The following is a 17,024-nucleotide window of genomic DNA, read 5'->3' on the forward strand; positions in this document are numbered from 1 at the left end:
CCCGCCATTGAAGGCTCTCGTTCCGTGGCCTCGCCTAACGTCCGGCGAAGGCCCGCAGTTTCGCGAAAAAGTCCTCGTGGATGAACCGGGCATCGATCGAGTCGTACGTGCGGATCGGCCGGTTCTGGGTGGAGAAGTCGTAGGAGCCGTCGTAGCGGAAGTTCGGCGCCGGCCGCTCCACCCACGTCCCGCAGGCCGAGTGCAGCAGCAGCCCGATCGCGGGGGAGTCGCCCAGCACGCGGAACTCGATCGAGGCGCCGTGCTGACGCTCGTTCCACTCGACGAGCTGGCGCACGAGGTAGTCGCCGATCTCGCCGCACGGCGCGACCTTCTCGTCCAGCTCGGCGTAACCGACGGCCGTCATCCGGTACGTCGGCGCCGGGATCTGCCAGACCGGCAGCGCCGAGGAGAACACGATGTTGGCCGCCACGATGTCGTTGGACAGGTTGAACTCCGGCCGCCCGGCAGGCCCGCCGCGGCCGTCGTACCCGCCGCCGCCGATCCAGACGACGGTCACGTCACGCTCGGCGATGCGGGGTTCGATGAGCAGCGCCGAGGCCATGTCGGTCAGCGGGCCGAGGAAGGCCACGTAGAGCGGCTCGGGCACGTCGCGCATCGCCTCGGAGACGATCAGCTCCACGCCGGGGGCCGCGACGGGCGTGGCCACGTCGGGCAGCGCGTACGGCGCCCCGTCCTCGACCCGGACCTCGCCCTCCAGTTTCATCAGCCGCAGCAGCAGGTCGATTTCCGCCCGGCTCTCCTCCATGCTCGTACGGGTGCGCCGGTCGCCGAAATGCGCGGCGACCAGACCCCGAATGTCGAGACTGGGGGAGAGCAACGCGTGCACGATGGCGAATTGGTCGTCGGCCTCGTTTTTGGCGTCGGTGTCGACGATCACCCTGCGCCGGTTGGAAAACGTTCTGCTCGCCATGCGCCACTCCGGTGAATATTTATTCAAAGAGGCATCTATATTCCGATATTATGTTGTGACATTTGTCGTGTCAAGATCCCAGAGGATCACGGTCAGCGCGTGCGGCGAGATGGTGTGGTCGTCGTGCGTGGCGTCCTCCAGGAGGTCCCACCGGCCCCGCTCGGGCCGCCCGCCGGCCAGCAGCATGACGCGGTCGCGCACCGGGGCCTGGTACACGCGGTGCCCGACCCCGTTGAAGCAGCAGTCGTCGAACCGGTTGAGTATCTGCAGCTGCCCGCGCCCCCGGCCGATGGAGGCCAGCACGTACATGTCGAGGAAGTCGTCCGACTCCGCCGCGTAGAAGCCGGGGAACGACGCCTTCGTCTGCTCGAAGTCGCCGATCGTCGGGCTCGGCTTCGGCGAGGCCGGGCGCAGGAAGAACGGCAGCGACCCGGCCACCGGATAGCTGCGGGTGACGCGCGGATCGAGCGCCGCGTACACGGTGGTCGTCCAGCCGCCGCCCGACAGCCCGATCATCTCCACCGAGATCGGCCGGTACGTCGCCTGCGCGTAGTTCAGGGTGACCGTGAGAGGTTCGAGGAAGAACGTCAGCGTCGAGAACTCCGCGCTCTCCCACGGCGGCAGCTCCCGGTGCGAGGGACCGGGCAGCATCGTCCCCGGGTTCGCCGGGTCCTCAATGCCCTGTCCGTTCCAGTGGTGGAACGGCATCGCGTACGCCATCACCCGGTACCCCTGGTCGAGCAGGGCCTGGACGGTGCGGAGCATGGTGTCGAACGGCTCGCCGTGGCCGTTGTGGTAGAGCGCCAGCCGCCGGTTCCAGCGTTTGGCGGGCTGGAGGTCGTACACCTTGGCCGTGACCCGGTAGCGCAGCGGGACCGTCAGCAGGTCGACCCTGCGCACGCCGGTCAGCGAGGCGAAGTCGGGCGCGGTGACGCCCGTTTCCACCGTGGGCAGCGACTTCGGCGGGCCCGCGCCCTTCCAGATGTAGTCCGCCATGGCCGTGCGCCTGGCCGCGATGTCCGCTTCCGAGGCGATGCCGATCAGCGGTTCGATGTCGACACCCGCCACGGCGGCGGGCAACGTCTTGTACTCGGGACCGAACCTGGCGGCGGCCTCCTGATTCACCGGCGCCACCGGCCGCGCCGCCCCCTTGCCCGAAGCCGCCCCGGTCGCGGCCCAAGCCGCCGAACCTCCACCGACTCCGGCGACGGTCACGCCGAGCCCGGCCAGGACGCCGCCCAGAACCCGGCGCCTGCCCATTCCGCCGCCCACGCCATCGTTCCTGCCGTCCGTCTCGTTCATGCCTTCGACCTCCGTGATCTCAGTCGCGACCGGGTTCGGGATCCCAGCCGCCCAGGACGAACGAGGGTTCGCTCCACTGCGCCGCCTCGGCGGCGGTGAGCCGGCGCGAGCAGGCCAGCCGCTGCGAGACGTCGATCGGCTCGCCGGTCAGGTCGGTGCTGCGGTACTCCCAGAAGGACGTCGACTGGGCCTGCGCGCAGTCGTCCGGGTCGATCTGGAAGCCGGCCGGATCGATGTGGGAGTCCATCGCCGTGTCGATGAACACCGCCTGACTGTGCGTGAACCGCCACACCGCGCTCCTGCTCAGCGCGACCGAGCCGTCGGGCACCCCGGGCGCCCGCGTCAGCTTCGTCCGCACGAACACCGTCCCGGGCCGGGTCGCGTCGTTGCGGCTCTGCGCGATGTAGCCGGCGTCCGTGGACTCCAGCACCGAGTCCTGGATGAACACCGTGCCCGTGCCCCAGACGAAGTCGGTGTCGCCGCTGATGTGGCTGTCGGTCACGAATCCCTTGCCCTGCAGACGCAGGGTGTCCTGGAAGCTGCGCAGGCGCACCCGCTCCAGCGCGATGCGCTCGTTGTTGCCCCGGAACGCCTCGGCCTGCGAGCCGCCGTCCGCCGTCGTGTTGTGCAGCGTGATGTCGCTCATCCGGAAGTCGGCCGCGTCGACGCCGAACATCGCCCGCCAGCAGTTGTGCAGGTCGGATTCCGCCAGCACGCGTCGCGGGCACACGTCCGCCGGGCCGCCGTCGCTCAGCGCCTTGTCGCCGTTGCGCAGGTCGTTGTTGGGGTACTGGATCACGGTCCGCCGCGCGCCGGCGCCTCGGACGGTGATGTGCGGGCGGTCCTCGCGTACGTACACCATCTCGGTGTAGACGCCGGGCCGCACGTCGATCGTCACCGGCGTCTCGTTGCCGGTCGGGACGGCGTCGACGGCACCCTGCACGGTGCAGAAGTCGCCGGTGCCCGCGGCGGACACCGTCAGGTGGCGCGGCTGTCTCTTGGCGGCCTTCTTCGTCGTGAACCGCCAGGTCTTCGGGTCCTGGACGCCGTCGAACCCGGTGAAGACGCCGGGGTCGACGGTGACGTAGTAGTCCTGGCCGTACTCGAGCCGGTGATGCGGGTAGACGGTGGCGGTGTCGCCGTCGATCATGATCGATTCGTACGAGAAGTCGTGCGGCAGTCCCGTGTCGGAGACGGCCGCGCCGATGTTCTTCCTGTCGGTCCTGGCGGTGGCGGCCTCGACGCGGTCGGCGAGGCCGCCGTCCGCGCGGCGCACCTCGATCGCGCCGGTCTCGCCCAGGGTCGGCGGGTCAGGGAAAGTGATCGTCAGGGGCGCGTCGACGCAGGTCCCGCTACCGGTCCCGGGCACCGCGAACCGCGCTCCCGCACCTGCCGTCGCGTGGGCCGTCGCCGGGCATAAGGCGAGCGCAGCCGCCGCGACGAGCACCGTGATGGTTGCCTTCACATCCACCTCTCAGCAGCGAATGGATAGTTGGCTTTGAATAAATATGTACGCCACAACAAGGTCGGTCAAGACCGGCGTTCGCCGCCATGGGTGTGAAAGGCGCGATGACACGGCAGCGCCTCCCGGCCAGGGGGAAGCGTCTCTCGAACGCCTCCCGGCCCGCGCGATGGCCCGGGCCTTGCCGGGATCGGACTCGAACAGCACCGGATGTTCGACGGCCAGGAACGCGTCGAGACCGAGGATGTCCCGCGCCTGCGCGGTGTGCGCCACGTTGACGTGGTAGGTCTGCGCGCCGGCGGCCCGGTCGCGAGCCAGTTCGAGCATCTTGGGCCCGTACGCGGCCGGGATGCGGCGCAACGCGCCCTTCGGCGCGGGATTGACCGTCTCCACCGCGTCCATCTCGCAGATTTACGATATGGCACGCACATCGGCCATCTCGCGCAGGGAGGACATCGCCTCGGCGCTCTACAACGTCTGCCCGAGCGTGGCGACGAGCTGGGCGATGCGCTGCTCATCGCGTCTGTAGTGGGTCCACTTGCCCACACGTGTGGCGCGTACCAAACCCGCCCGCTGCAGCTCGGCCATGTACGCCGACACCGTCGACTGCGCGAGCCCCACCTTGGCCTGGATGTGGCTCACGCACACCCCGACCTCCACCGGGTCGGCCATCGCCCCCTCCAGCGAGAAGTGGCGCTCGGGCTCGCGTAACCACGACAGCAGCCGCAACCGCGTCGGGTTCGCCAGCGCACGCAACGCCTCAGTGAGGTCGGAATCGGTCATGCGTGCAGGTTCCGCCATGGACCAGAGCATAGGTCGTCATCGAAGATTCGAAGTACTTCGATATCAGTCAGTCGTACCTGAGAAGGACCGAACCATGATCGATCGGGGCGTCAGGACGCGCTGGGGCCGCCACCCGATGCGGTGGCGGCCCCAAAGGCCTCAACGGCCAAAACGGTGGGAAATTCGTTACCGCTGTTCGACGACCTGGAAGCGCAGCTCGTCGGTGAACCTGCGGCCGTAGGAGTCGGTCGCGGTGACCTCGGCGCTGTGCTCGCCCGCGGCGAGGTCGGCGGGCAGCTCGAACCGCCAGAGGTGCATCGACCGGTCCGCGAGGCTGGCGTCGCTGAGCAACTGCTGTGCGGCGGCGTGCGGGTCGGACCACTCGGGCCCGACCAGCTGGTCCTCACCCCGGAGCTCCTGGGTGCGGGTGGCCTCGCGCTCCGGGTCGCCGTCGATCTTGACCTTGACCGTGGAGCCGGTGGAGCCCATCCAGAAGTTGGTGGTGAGCCAGGTGCGCCCGGTCAGATCTTCGCGGTCCACGACGTTCGGGTCGCCCGGTTCCGGCGCCTCGCCCTGCTGGTCCTCGTTCCAGGCCTGCCGAGCGGCGTACCACTCGCGGTAGGCCGGGCTGTTGATGCCGAGCTGCGTCTGCACCTCGTCATCCTTGCCGGTCACCGTGTACCGCTCTTTGAACGAGTTGCCCTTGACGTCGAGGGTGAGCAGGCCGGGCATGCCGCCGTCGCGTCCGACCGCGACGGGGTAGCCGTCCTCGGTCAGCTCGCCCGAGTACCAGTCGCCGGAGATCGCGCCCGCCGTGATGTGCGGGAACGGCAGCCCTTCGACGCCGAAGAGGTCGCGCCAGCCCTGGGCGAGGTCGCCGGTCTTCATGTTCTCGATCGAGTGGCTGTGCCCGGAGACGGCGACGGCCTTGCGGCCGTTCAGCAGGTCGTGCACCTCGCGGACCTGGTCGACGTTGTGGATCGGGCTGCCCTCGTCGGCCCAGTTCAGCAGGGAGATGTGGCTGGCGACCACGATGAGCTTGTCGCGGCCGACCTTGGCCAGGTCCCGCTCCAGCCACGCGAGCTGGTCGTCGCCGAGCCTGCCGTTGTACGCCGGCTTCTCCGCCGGGTCGTCGCACTGCGGCCGGCGGCCGTCCGCGTTGTCGACGTCGGGGGTGCACGGGTAGCGCACCGTGTTCAGCGCCAGGACGTGCACGTCGCCGACGTCGTAGGAGTAGTACGCGGGTGCGAGCTGGGCGCGGAAGGTGTCGAACGAGTGCTCGGCGGTCTCGGCGTCGTAGTCGAGATCGTGGTTGCCGGGCAGGAACCGGGCCGGCCCGTTGGTCAGGCCCGTGAGCTCCTTCACGTCGGGGTAGAGCGACAGGTCGTCACCGACGACGTCACCGATGAAGAGGGTGCCGCAGCCCTGGTAGTCGTGGCGTTGCGCGAGGTCGTTGATCGCGCCTTCGCGGGCGTACCCGACCTCCGTCTTGTTGTAGGGCTGCAGGTCGCCCGCGATCACGCAGTGCTGCTCCTGAGACTTGGCGGGGTTGCTCTGCACCAGGGGGAAGTTCACCGCGTCCGGGAGGGGCCCGGTGGGCTCGATGCCGCCGTAGCGCAGCTCGGGTGAGCCCTCGGGGAGGTGGTTGTAGTGGAACTGCGCGATGTTGGACGCGTCCACCGGCACCTGGTAGCCGGACGGCTGGGTGATGAACACCGTCATGTTGTCGTAGACGGGAAGCCGGTAGCGCCCGCGGGAGTCGGTGGTCACCACGTCACGCCCGTTGGACACGACGACGCCGCGCAGGCCGCGCTCGTTCCTGTCGTTGACGCTGTCACGGTCGCGGTCGACGAAGACGGTACCGGTCAGGACTGAGGGGTCGGCCGGGCCGTCCGTGGTGCGGACGACCTCGACCTGGCCGCGGTAGGCGGTCTCGTTCCAGGCGTCCGACGAGGGGCTCGCCACGGCGGCGGTGGCGGGGACGATCGCCGCGGCGGAGCCGGCGGCCAGGGCGGTCAAGGCGAGGGCGAGGCGGACTTTTGCGCGTGCTCGGGGGGAACTCAACATCAAGTATGTTCTCCATGAGTCGTTCGGCGCGGCCGTCGTGGCCAGCGGAACGATCTTTTCCGAGAGAGCTGAACGGCGGCCCCTGCGCGGGAGAACGTCAGCCGTATGGGGATCGGCCCGCCGGTGACCTGGCGCTCCGGATTCCGCGCGGCGCGCAGCGCCGGGCCAAGGCCGCTCTCGCAGTCGGTGGCGACAGCCGGGGCTCCGAGGCCGCCTCGCCTTCGCGGTCGGGAGGCTCTGATGCCGCCCTGCTTTCGCGGCAGGGGGCGCGTGTCCGCACCCCCCATAGACGACGTCGGGCGGTCGGCCTAGTGTACGGATCATGCCCGCCATCCGGGCCGCCTCGTCCGGGGACGTGGCGGCGATAGCCGCGCTGATGTCCCGGCGCCGTGAAAGGTACGAAGTTCACCAGCCGGTCTTCTGGCGCCGGACGGCCGACGCCGAGGCCCGCCACGCCGCCTTCCTCGCCACACTGGTGAGCGAGCCGAGCGCCATCTGCCGGGTGGCCGAACGAGAAGACCGTTTCGCCGGGTTCGCGATCGGTTCCCTCGTGCCCTCGCCCCCGGTGTACGACCCCGGCGGGCCGACGTGCACACTCGACGACTACGCGGTCGTGGACGACCGTGACTGGACCACGATCGGCGTCGATCTGCTACGCGCCGTCACGGAGGAGGCCCGCCGGCAAGGCGCGGCCCAGGTCGTGGTGGTGTGCGGCCACGCGGACGAGGCGAAACGCGACGCGCTTCGCCTGGCCGGCCTCTCGATCGCGTCCGAGTGGTGGACCACCCCGCTATGACGCGCTCTGGCTCCCGTCATTGACCTGCCGCGGGTCCGGCCATGCCGCTCTGCCCTTACCGCTCGCTTCGTGCCTGGCGTACGAACTCCGCGGTCTGCCCCGCATCGCTGCGCATGCCGTCGTCACGCCCCTCGAACTGCGCGATGAGGTCGACGTTGCGGGAACGGCGCGCGTTCGCCACCAGCAGGCCCAGCACGTAGGCCTGTGCGGACCGCCCCTTGGCACGAGCCCGCGCCACATCTGCGAGTGCGTACCAACGGTGTACGAACTGTGCGCGGCGGGCGGCCTGGCTCACATTCGCCGGACGGTGAAGTCGGCGATGGGCGATCGCGTCACCGAAAGCCCGTGGGTCCGGGTCGCCGAAGCCAAACGACCATGGGAGAGCCTCCTTGCGGGGCGCGCACGATAGCGGTGCCCCAGTCAGGTGTGCGCCAGAAACGGAAACGTCCCGGAAACACGCCTGCCGTGATGATACCGGCCATGAAGATCACACAACGCATCCGGGGGATATCCGGGACGCGGCGCGGCGCCGTGGCGTCGGCCGGGGTGGCGAGCGCTCTGCTGCTCTCGGGCTGGGCCGTGCCGGCGTCGGGCCTCCCGCGAGCCAACCGGCCCAGGCAGCCGCCGTCCGGGCGGAGGCCTGTACCCCCGGGCGCCCGTCGCAGGAGCTCAAGCCCACTACGCCTGAGACGCTGAAGCAGGCCTACGACTGCATCCTCACCCGCTTCTACGCGGGCCCGGCAATGGACCACCGGGACCTGGTGGCCGCCGCCTTCGCCGCTTTCACCCAGGAGCTCCACCGGCGCGGCATGGACCAATCGGACGCCACCACGCCACCCATGAGCGGCGACCGCGACCGCGACTGGCAGGCGTTCATCGACGTCTACGAGCAGATAGAGGCGGACGCTGACACACAGCAGGGGCTCGCCGCGGCGGTGATGAACGGCATGGTCACGAGCCTCGACAGCAACCACACGAAGTGGGTGCGCCCTGAGCCGGGCGAGAAGGCAGGCGGACTCGGCATCACGGTGTCGGGAGCGCGCAGGGAGAACCTCGACCCGGCCGCCACCGAGCCGCTGTTCGTGACCGACGTGGTCGAGAACAGCCCGGCTGCCAAGGAGGGCGTGCGTCCCGGCGACGTGATCGTCTCTGTCGACGGCGCGCCGCCCTTCCTCGGCGGGCTGCTTTCCACGGGCGTCATCAACCGGCTGAACGCTACCGACGGCGAGCCGGTACGGCTCAAGCTGAAGGAGCCGACGAGCGGACGCGAGCGTACGGTGTCGATCGAGCCTGGGCCTTTCGATCCGCCTTCGCTGGAGGCGTCGGCCAAGCGGTTGGACGGCGACATCGGCTACGTCGAACTCCCCGGGTTCTACCAGGGCTCGGCCGACGACACGCTGGCGGCGGTGCAACAGCTGCGTGAGGACGAAGAACTCCGCGGACTGGTCCTGGACCTGCGAGGGAACACCGGCGGATCGCCCGAGGAGGTCGCCCGGCTGCTCGGCGCATTCGCCCACGACAGGATCATCAACTACCACTGCGACGTCCACGACGAGTGCGTCCCCACGCGCACCGACGACAGCGTTCCCCTGCTCGGTCTCCCCCTCGTCGTGCTGGTCGACCGCGCCTGTGTCTCTGCCTGCGACGACTTCAGCGCCGCCGCCAAGTGGCATGACATCGCCCCGCTGGTTGGCACCCGGACTGCGGGCTGGGTGGCCGGCGCGGGAATCATGTACCCGCTGAACGACGGCAGCGCGCTGCAGCTGCCGTCACTCCACCACTTCGGCCCCAATCGGGAATTGATCAACACCATCGGCGTCCCCGCCGGCCACCAGGCCCCGATGACCCCCGCCGATCTGGCCGCAGGCCGTGATCCCGCCCTGGCCAAGGCGCTCACTCTGCTGAAATGAGGGCCAGCGCCGCTTGCGTCGTGCTCCCGTGTCACGCGCCTGGCAGGTAGCCGATCAGCGGCGCATGGTCGGAGTACCCGTTCGGCGGGCCGCTGTCCGGCTCGTTCGCGGTGCGGTCCATGAGCGACTGGTCGGCGTCACAGGCGGTGAAACGCCTGCCCGTGCCGGCCTTGGTGGCGAAGATGTGGTCGCGCTTGCGGTAGACGTGCTTCCCGTTGCTCCAGGCGTGGTGGGTGGCCTCGTTGGGCTTCGCGCCGCTGGAGTCGCACTCCTCGTACGCGCCGGACAGCGGCCGCAGGTCCGTCGAGCCGGGGAACAGGTTGAAGTCGCCGCCGAGCACCACGTCGAGGCCGCCTGCGGACACCGCGGTCTTGATGTTCCTGATCTGCTGAGGGCGGCGTGGGTCCGCGGGGTCGGCGAGCACGTGGGTGGTGCAGATGCGGGTGCCGGCCCAGTTCGCCGTGCGTACGCACAGCGTCGGCAGGGTCTGCTTGCTCTTTCCCGTGGTGTCGGAAGGCAGCGTCTGCGTGACCGTGGTCCCGGTGATCCGCGACTTGACCGCGATGCCGAGGCCGAGGTTGCCCGACAGCGAGCCACGGCAGTCGACGCGGCCGTCGGGGCGTGCGCCGTCGGCTCGGGCGAAGGACCAGTCGGGGCCGAGGGCCGCCTTCAACAGCTCCAGGTGGCTGTCGGAGGCAATGCCGCAAACCTCTTGGAGCAGCACCACGTTGGCCTGGTGCCGGGACACGAGGCCGGCGATCTGCTCCACCTTCTTGTCCGGTTCATTGCGGTACGGGCAGTAGCCGGCGTCGCCACGTTGCCCGCCCGCCTCGCCGCAGATGTTCCATGAGATGACGCGGAGCTCCGACGCCGCAGCGGCGGCGGGCAGGGACAGAAGCGGCATGGCCAGCACCACGGCCGCTGCCGCCCAAAGGGGTTTGGCTCGTTCGAACATGGGGCCGCAGCGTAGAGAAGAGCGCTTTCGATTCGCTTTAGGCAGCAGGTCGGCGACGACGAAGTTGCCCATGGCCCGCTTGAGCCGGACCCATCACTTGGCTCAGGAAGCGGTCACGGCTGCGCTTCCTGAGCCGGTAGAGGGGGCGGGCGGCGCGCAACATGTCGGGAGACTTGGCCGGCAGCGCCGCTGGGGTGCCGCCCACCACGGCGTGCGTCAGCAGGGCGGCACGATAGAGAAGTACGGTTGCTATAAGTCCGCTTCAACATTCCCTCCTTGAGTGCCGCCACGGACAGGGCGGTAACGCTGAGGAAACACGATGTTCTGTTGTATCTCCTCCGAACGGCCAGAGCCGCTGCACTCCAACGAGTCGCGCCGTCGGCGCTGGGGGACATCGCTCGGTTGCGTAAGAGGAGGCAGGTCATGGAGTGGCAACGATCAGGGGCGTCCCGGCGGTCCGTGCTGGGCTTGATGGGAGCTGTGCCGGTCGCGGCGGCCGGTGCCGTCGTGGCGGGTTCCGGTCTCGCGTCGGCTGAGTCGTCCCGGCACGGCAGGGTTCCGAAGGCCATGCGGCCCGGTGGGGAGTATGACCGGTACGTCGCCGAGCGAGCCAGAGCTGATGAGTTCTCCGGCACCATTCTGGTGGCGTACGGCGGCAAGCCCGTGCTGGAACGGGCCTATGGCATGGCCGACAAGGAAAAGTCCCTTCGCAATCGGACGGACACACTCTTCATCCTCGGGTCCATCAACAAGTCCTTCACCGCCACGGCGCTGTTGCAGCTGGTTCAGCAGGGCAAGGTGGACTTGAGGGCGAAGCTGGGCACCTACCTGGACGGGTTCCCGGCTGAGATCGCCGATACGGTGACCGTCCATCAGTTGCTGACCCACACGTCGGGCGTGGGCCGGTCACCGATCCAGATCGGGCCGCCTGATCCGGAGGAGCTGGCGTGGGACACGGTCGAGGAGGTGTGGGAGGGCACCTTGAAGATCATCCGTGCGCGGCCGTTGCAGTTCACTCCGGGCACGAAGTGGCAGTACAGCAATGACGGGTTCACCGTGCTCGGCGCCATCGTGGCCGAGGTGTCCGGGCAGAGCTACTACGACTACGTGCGTGAGAACGTGTTCGCTCCGGCCGGCATGAAGCGTACGGACTTCTACACCAGGCCGCAGGTGCTGGCCGCGGACGACATCGCCCACAGCTACGCGACCAGGAACCAGACCGGTGAGGGCGAGCGCTACGACTTCACGACGAGCGAGAGGTTCCAGTTCGTCGGCCTGCCCGCCGGCGGCGCCTTCTCCACCGCTGGAGAGCTGCTGAAGTTCGTGATGGCGTTGCGGGAGGACGGCACGCTGCTCAAGAAGGCGTTCGCCGAGCTGGCCACCAGTGGCAAGGCACCGGACGTGCCCTCCGATGAGGAGCCGGACCCGCTGCTGCAATGCACGCACTACGGCTACGGGTTCGCGACCAGCATCTTCAACTCCCAGCGCATTTTCGGCCACACCGGTGGTGGTCCGGGCACGGGCAACAGCTACAACGTCTATCCCGATCTGGACTGCGTGTCGGTGATCCTCGGCAATTACGACAGCGCGAAGGGCTCCAAGCCCATGCTCCGGATGGAACGTCGGCTCGTCACCAACTAGAAGTCGTCGCAGCCGTCCTGTGACTTCGTCGGCGATGTCGTCCATCACGGATCTGCATGCTCCTGTGCAGGCCTCCATTTGGCATGCGGCGCCCGGCCGTCACGAGCCGACGTGTCCTTGACAATATTCCAATCCATCTATATAGATGTGTAGGAATAAAGGGTTGGCCGTGCGAGTCGGATTCGCGTTGTCGGGTCTCCTCGTGCCGGCATCGCCACGCAGGAGGGTCACGATGCTCGGAACGTTGCACAAGACCGAAGACGGACGCTTCGCCCTGCGGTTCGAACGCCGCCTGAGCCACCCCCAAGCCAAGGTCTGGCGCGCGATCACCGAGACCGATCAGCTGCGTGTGTGGTTCGTCCAGATTCTCGACTACGACCGGACCCAATTCGGCCTCACGCCCGGTGCCAAGCTCGTCTTCTACTCCAAGGCCGAACACGGCGGGACGCTCACCGGCCACGGCGAGATCACGCGGGTCGATCCACCGCACCTGCTGGAATACACCTGGGACTCTGAGATCCTGCGCTGGGAGCTGGAGCCCGACGGCGACGCCGCCTGCCGGCTGGTCTTCACCGACATCTTCGACGACCGCGAGGCCGCGGCCCCGCTGGGCGCCGGCTGGCACGCCGGGATGGACGCGCTGGAGGAACTGCTGAACGGCCGCCGAACCGGCCCTTCGGCGGGACAGGACCTGCAGGCCACGTACGAGCGCGCTTTCGACGCGGCATGAAGACCGCCTTCGAGGTGCTTGCCGAGCCCAGGCGACGCGACATCCTCGACCTGCTGCGCGACGGTGAACGCATGGCCGGAGACCTGGTCGACCGGCTGGCGCTCACCCAGCCGACGGTCTCCAAGCACCTCAAGGTGCTCCGCGAGGCTGGCCTGGTCGAGGTACGCAAAGAGGCCCAACGCCGGTGGTACCGGTTGCGGCCGGAACCGCTGCTGGACATCGACACCTGGCTCACGCCATACCGGAGACTGTGGAGTGACCGGCTTGACGCGCTTGAACGCCATCTTGACGCGTTGCCCGACGATGAAAAGAGTCGCGGCCGTAGCCCTCGACGGGCGACCCGCTAACCGTTCGTCAGGGTAGGAGAGGACTGCCTGTTGTTCGCTCGCAGCGCGCGTCTCGCCGTCCCTCTGATGATGCGGCGATGAGTTTTGCGGCGTCTCGCGGTCTGACCGGGTGACGATACCGGCCACCGGAGAGAGAAGACACGTCATGCGACTGACCGTGACCGCTTACCTGACCCTTGACGGCGTCATGCAGGCCCCGGGGCTGCCCGACGAGGATCGGCGTGGTGGCTTCGAGCAGGGAGGCTGGCAGGCGCCGTACATCGATGAGGATCTCGGCAGGTTGGTCGGCGAGTGGTTCGGGGCGGCCGACGCCTTTCTGCTCGGGCGCCGGACGTACGAGATCTTCGCGGAGCATTGGCCGAAGGTCACCGACGAGCGTGACGTGGTCGCGGCGAGACTGAACGGCCGGCCCAAGTACGTCGTGTCCACGACCCTCGGCCACCTCGACTGGGACGGCTCCACGCTGGTCAACGGCGACGTCGCCGACGCGGTGGCGGAGCTCAAGCGTCTCCCCGGCGATGAGCTGCAGGTTCACGGCAGCGGAGAGCTCGTCCGCACGCTCATGGCCCACGCCCTGGTCGACGAGTACCGCCTGTACATCTCTCCGGTCATCCTCGGCAGCGGCCGGCGCCTGTTCCCGGAGGGCGTCATGCCGACCGCGCTCACGCTCGTCGACCGCAGGAGCACCGCGAGCGGCACCATGGTGGGCGTCTACCGGCCGGCCGGTCGCCCCCGGTACGGAGCGGCCGGGCTCGAACAGGTCGACGGCGTGGTGCGGGACACGTTCAGCCGGCGGGCCGGTCTCTAGGCCTCCACGGGCGCGGTCCCACCCCGTACAGGCGTGAAACTTTCATGCGGAAGGGGATCGTGTGTCAGTTCGGTTCACGGACGGCGCACGCACCTCGAAGGCTCTGCCGAGGCGCCGGCCACAACAGAGCCGCTCGGCCGGTTGTGATGGCAGGGCTGGCACCCCGCGCGGTGGTGGTCCACGATGAGGGCCGGATCCACCCTCACACACGGAAGGTCGATGCCATGCGTTTACGTGCTTGGCCGGCGCTGGGCGTCGTGCTCGCCGCGGGTCTCCTGGCGGCTCAACCCGCGGTGGCGGCGGCTCAGGCGGCGGTGAAGTTCTACGCCGACTCCGGAGACCCGTGCGGCCGCGGGGTCACCGAAGGGACGCTGGACTGGAGAGAAGGACCCGTCATCAGGCCGATCGTCCAGGTCGAGGGCACGCTGGTCGACGACGCCGGGTTCTCGCCCTGCGCCAAGGACGAACTGCACTCGCGGGCGACGTTCAGCGCGTACAAGAGCGATCTCCTCGTCGACACGGAGACCGTCAAGGCGGACAACGGCACGGTCCCGCTCTCCTTCGGACTCTCCGACGCGAACGGGGTCACCGCCATGGATCGTGTGGTCGTGCGGGTGTGCAGATTCAGCAACACGCCGATCGGGATCAGTTATTGCGGAAAGGCGGCCGAGTACAAGATGCCCTGAGCCGCACCTCAGGTGATCGTCCGGTCCGCGAACCGTGGCATTCGGGGAGTGCCACGTCGCGGGCCGGACCACCTGGTCGGGCTCAGAACAGCTGGGCGAGCCTCAACAGCAGCTCGTACACGCCGTACGCGAAGGGCAATCCCACCCAGGCCCACGTCAGCACCAACAGACCGGTACGCCGGTTCATCGGACCTCCTCCGCCACCGGCGACGGGCGCCGTTCGTGATATCTCTCGTGCACCGGCCGGATCAGCTCGTTGGCGAGGAAGCCCACCGCGAGCAGCCCGATCATGATGAACAGCGACGTCGTATAAAGCGCGGGCCCAGACTGGCCCGCGGCCTTCTGCGCGTCGGCGATCGCGTTGACGATCAGCGGGCCCAGCACGCCGGCGGTGGACCAGGCGGTGAGCAGGCGGCCGTGGATCGCGCCGACCTCGTACGTGCCGAACAGGTCCTTCAGGTACGCGGGCACCGTCGCGAACCCGCCGCCGTAGAAGGACAGGATGCCCAGCGCGCACAGGATGAACAGCGGCTTGGAGTTGTCGCCCAGCAGCGCGATCGCGAGGTACAGCAGCGCTCCGGCGCCCAGGTAGACGCGGTACATGTTCTTGCGACCTATCACGTCCGAGGTGGACGACCAGACGAAGCGGCCGGCCATGTTCGCCAGCGACAGCAGCGCGACGAAGCCCCCCGCCGCCCCCAGCGCGACCGGCGTCGCCGTGCCGGAGAAGAAGTCCTGGATCATCGGCGAGGCCTTCTCCAGGATGCCGATGCCGGCGGTGACGTTGCAGCACAGCACGACCCACAGGAAGTAGAACTGCGGCGTGCGGATGGCGTTGCGCGCCGAGACGTCCGCCATGGTGATCAGTGGCCGGGCCGCCACCTCCGCCGGTTTCCAGCCGGGTGGCGTCCAGCCTTCCGGCGGCACCCGTATGAGCAGCACCCCCATGAACATGAAGACCGCGTAGACCACGCCGTGCACGAGGAAGGTCGTCGCGATGCCCGTCGTGTCCGTGCCGAAGGAGTCCAGCATCTGCGTCGACCACGGCGAGGCGATGAGCGCCCCGCCGCCGAACCCCATGATCGCGATGCCGGTGGCCATGCCCGGCCGGTCAGGGAACCACTTGATCAGCGTGGACACCGGTGAGATGTAGCCGATGCCCAGCCCGATCCCGCCCACGAACCCGTAGCCCAGGACGACCAGCCAGTACTGTCCGGTGGCCACGCCGAGTGCGGACAGCAGGAAGCCGGAGGAGAAGCAGGTCATCGACCAGAACATCGCCCACCGAGGCCCGTTGCGCTCCACGAGGGTGCCGCCGAAGGCCGCCGACAGGCCGAGCATGACGATGCCGAGCTGGAACGGCAGGGCGCTCTGGGTGCCCGACAGATGGAGCGAGGACTCGAGTGCGGGTTTGAAGACGCTCCACGCGTACGCCTGCCCGATGGCCAGGTGCACGGACAACGCGGCCGGGGGCACCAGCCACCGGCTCCAGGTGGGCGCCGCCACGGTACGGGAGCGGCTGAGGAATCCTGCGGGACTCACGAATCTCGTACTGTCTGCCACGTGTCACGGGTACCACATACGGTATGCAGTATCTCGGATCCATACGCCGAGCGGTCTCATCTCGTCGGCGAACGGCTCTCGCCTGAGCGACCAGGGCCGGACCATGGGCTACGGCGATCGATGAACCCGGGTTTGATCCGCTGACGGTGAGCGCCGATGAGGTGTCAGGCTGCGCTGTTCATCGGCCTCTCGGTGACAGGCAGTCGCAAGGTCCGGTCGCCGAAGTCGACGACCAAGTCGAGGTGTGCGCCCAGTGCCTCGACATAACGAGCGATGACCTCGATAGAGGCCACCTCGCCGTGTTCGATCTGCGAAACTCGGGCGACACTCACATCCATGATCGCCGCAATGTCTTTTTGTCCCAAGCCGCGCTCCTTTCGAGCTTCGGCCAGTTGATGGCCCCTCGCCTCGGCGAGCAGGCGTCGTGCTCCCGCCTCGATCTCTGCCGGGGCAACTCCAGCAGAGTGCAACTCCTGCTCTAGGTCTTCCCAGTCTCCTGGCGTCCTCTGCGGCATGTTCACTCCTCGCTATCGCTGGTGTAGAAGGTGTAAAGCTGTTCAGCCAGCGGGATGTTCTCCTTGTACCACCGCTCCCAGTTGCCCGCCTTGTCACCCCCGAGTAGCAGCAACGCGGCTCTGGTGGGGTCGAACGCGAAAATCACCCTGATCTCCGAGCGGCCTCTCGATCCCGGACGCAACTCCTTCAGGTGGTGCAGTTTGCTCCCCGCGAGGCGGTCGACGAGCGGCCTGCCCAACGTCGGTCCCTCCGCACGCAGGGCCGCAACGGCCTGTGCGACCTGGATCGCGGACTCGAGATCCTCTTTGATCAACACACGGAACCAGGAGGCGTATTCGTCCGTGACCTTCACCATCCACGCCAAGCGATTCTCCCAGATTCAAGGATAGCCTTAAGTTTCGGGCCATGCTACTTCCCCGGCGGGGACCACAGGGTGAAGTCGGTTGAATTCATGGAGTAGTCAAAGTGTGCTCACCCAACTCCGCCGTCTAGCGAGGCCTGGCCGAGCGTGGTCCGTGAGACTCCTT

Annotated in this window: 19 protein-coding genes; 7 read left to right on the forward strand and 12 right to left on the reverse strand. The window is 68.3% G+C overall.

Translation table 11 applies throughout. From position 1 onward, the window contains the following. Nucleotides 1–34: 34 nt before the first annotated feature. From ITP53_RS02455 to ITP53_RS02480, 6 genes are all read right to left on the reverse strand, one after another. Entirely contained in the window at nt 35–931 is an 897-nt protein-coding gene (locus ITP53_RS02455) for a nucleoside hydrolase (protein WP_195893614.1), read from the reverse strand. Between the two features lie 48 nt (nt 932–979). Beyond that, nucleotides 980–2,233: a hypothetical protein gene (locus ITP53_RS02460; protein ID WP_195893615.1), complete on the reverse strand. Its 1,254-nt coding sequence runs from the start codon at nt 2,231–2,233 to the stop codon at nt 980–982. Between the two features lie 19 nt (nt 2,234–2,252). Then, on the reverse strand, nt 2,253–3,698 hold the full coding sequence (locus ITP53_RS02465; RefSeq protein ID WP_195893616.1) for a pectinesterase family protein: 1,446 nt from the start codon (nt 3,696–3,698) through the stop codon (nt 2,253–2,255). 9 nt (nt 3,699–3,707) lie between these two features. After that, complete coding sequence (locus tag ITP53_RS55785; protein WP_207755448.1) at nt 3,708–4,097, reverse strand: LLM class oxidoreductase; 390 nt, start codon at nt 4,095–4,097, stop codon at nt 3,708–3,710. A 66-nt stretch (nt 4,098–4,163) separates the two neighbouring features. Further along, the gene (locus tag ITP53_RS02475; protein ID WP_195893617.1) at nt 4,164–4,496 is read right to left on the reverse strand and encodes an ArsR/SmtB family transcription factor; all 333 of its coding nucleotides are present in this window, start codon (nt 4,494–4,496) and stop codon (nt 4,164–4,166) included. A 168-nt stretch (nt 4,497–4,664) separates the two neighbouring features. Then, on the reverse strand, nt 4,665–6,545 hold the full coding sequence (locus tag ITP53_RS02480; RefSeq protein WP_195893618.1) for a calcineurin-like phosphoesterase C-terminal domain-containing protein: 1,881 nt from the start codon (nt 6,543–6,545) through the stop codon (nt 4,665–4,667). A 322-nt stretch (nt 6,546–6,867) separates the two neighbouring features. Between ITP53_RS02480 and ITP53_RS02485 the strand changes: the two genes are divergently transcribed. After that, complete coding sequence (locus ITP53_RS02485; RefSeq protein ID WP_195893619.1) at nt 6,868–7,341, forward strand: GNAT family N-acetyltransferase; 474 nt, start codon at nt 6,868–6,870, stop codon at nt 7,339–7,341. A gap of 55 nt (nt 7,342–7,396) precedes the next feature. Here ITP53_RS02485 and ITP53_RS02490 read toward each other — a convergent pair whose 3' ends face one another. After that, nucleotides 7,397–7,579, reverse strand: coding sequence for a hypothetical protein (locus tag ITP53_RS02490; protein WP_195893620.1), 183 nt, complete (start codon nt 7,577–7,579; stop codon nt 7,397–7,399). A 505-nt stretch (nt 7,580–8,084) separates the two neighbouring features. On the opposite strand from ITP53_RS02490, the gene ITP53_RS02495 reads away from it, so the two are divergent. Next, a complete protein-coding gene (locus ITP53_RS02495) occupies nt 8,085–9,251 on the forward strand; it encodes a S41 family peptidase (protein ID WP_195893621.1) in 1,167 nt (388 codons plus the stop codon). Between the two features lie 31 nt (nt 9,252–9,282). Here ITP53_RS02495 and ITP53_RS02500 read toward each other — a convergent pair whose 3' ends face one another. Then, nucleotides 9,283–10,206 carry an endonuclease/exonuclease/phosphatase family protein gene (locus ITP53_RS02500; RefSeq protein ID WP_195893622.1) on the reverse strand — a complete coding sequence of 308 codons (924 nt, stop codon included), beginning with the start codon at nt 10,204–10,206 and terminating at the stop codon, nt 9,283–9,285. 423 nt (nt 10,207–10,629) lie between these two features. Here ITP53_RS02500 and ITP53_RS02505 point away from each other — a divergent pair, with 423 nt between their 5' ends. The 5 genes from ITP53_RS02505 (at nt 10,630) to ITP53_RS02525 (ending at nt 14,418) form a co-directional block, all read left to right on the forward strand. After that, nucleotides 10,630–11,847, forward strand: coding sequence for a serine hydrolase domain-containing protein (locus ITP53_RS02505; protein ID WP_195893623.1), 1,218 nt, complete (start codon nt 10,630–10,632; stop codon nt 11,845–11,847). A gap of 232 nt (nt 11,848–12,079) precedes the next feature. Then, nucleotides 12,080–12,577 carry an SRPBCC family protein gene (locus ITP53_RS02510; RefSeq protein WP_207755449.1) on the forward strand — a complete coding sequence of 166 codons (498 nt, stop codon included), beginning with the start codon at nt 12,080–12,082 and terminating at the stop codon, nt 12,575–12,577. Further along, on the forward strand, nt 12,574–12,924 hold the full coding sequence (locus tag ITP53_RS02515) for an ArsR/SmtB family transcription factor (RefSeq protein ID WP_195893625.1): 351 nt from the start codon (nt 12,574–12,576) through the stop codon (nt 12,922–12,924). The genes ITP53_RS02510 and ITP53_RS02515 overlap by 4 nt, the downstream gene beginning before the upstream one ends. A 145-nt stretch (nt 12,925–13,069) precedes the next feature. After that, on the forward strand, nt 13,070–13,732 hold the full coding sequence (locus ITP53_RS02520; protein WP_195893626.1) for a dihydrofolate reductase family protein: 663 nt from the start codon (nt 13,070–13,072) through the stop codon (nt 13,730–13,732). 224 nt (nt 13,733–13,956) lie between these two features. Next, on the forward strand, nt 13,957–14,418 hold the full coding sequence (locus tag ITP53_RS02525; protein ID WP_195893627.1) for a hypothetical protein: 462 nt from the start codon (nt 13,957–13,959) through the stop codon (nt 14,416–14,418). An 82-nt stretch (nt 14,419–14,500) separates the two neighbouring features. Here the strand turns inward: ITP53_RS02525 and ITP53_RS61685 are convergent, their stop codons facing one another. The 4 genes from ITP53_RS61685 to ITP53_RS02540 form a co-directional block, all read right to left on the reverse strand. Further along, nucleotides 14,501–14,605, reverse strand: a complete 105-nt coding sequence (locus tag ITP53_RS61685) for an MFS transporter small subunit (protein ID WP_456238090.1) — start codon at nt 14,603–14,605, stop codon at nt 14,501–14,503. Next, nucleotides 14,602–15,960 carry an L-lactate MFS transporter gene (locus ITP53_RS02530; RefSeq protein WP_195893628.1) on the reverse strand — a complete coding sequence of 453 codons (1,359 nt, stop codon included), beginning with the start codon at nt 15,958–15,960 and terminating at the stop codon, nt 14,602–14,604. The genes ITP53_RS61685 and ITP53_RS02530 overlap by 4 nt, the downstream gene beginning before the upstream one ends. A gap of 185 nt (nt 15,961–16,145) precedes the next feature. Beyond that, nucleotides 16,146–16,496, reverse strand: coding sequence for a helix-turn-helix domain-containing protein (locus ITP53_RS02535; RefSeq protein WP_195893629.1), 351 nt, complete (start codon nt 16,494–16,496; stop codon nt 16,146–16,148). 2 nt (nt 16,497–16,498) lie between these two features. After that, on the reverse strand, nt 16,499–16,852 hold the full coding sequence (locus ITP53_RS02540) for a type II toxin-antitoxin system RelE/ParE family toxin (RefSeq protein ID WP_195893672.1): 354 nt from the start codon (nt 16,850–16,852) through the stop codon (nt 16,499–16,501). Nucleotides 16,853–17,024 lie beyond the last annotated feature (172 nt).

This window comes from Nonomuraea cypriaca (assembly GCF_015645445.1).
Taxonomy (GTDB): domain Bacteria; phylum Actinomycetota; class Actinomycetes; order Streptosporangiales; family Streptosporangiaceae; genus Nonomuraea; species Nonomuraea cypriaca.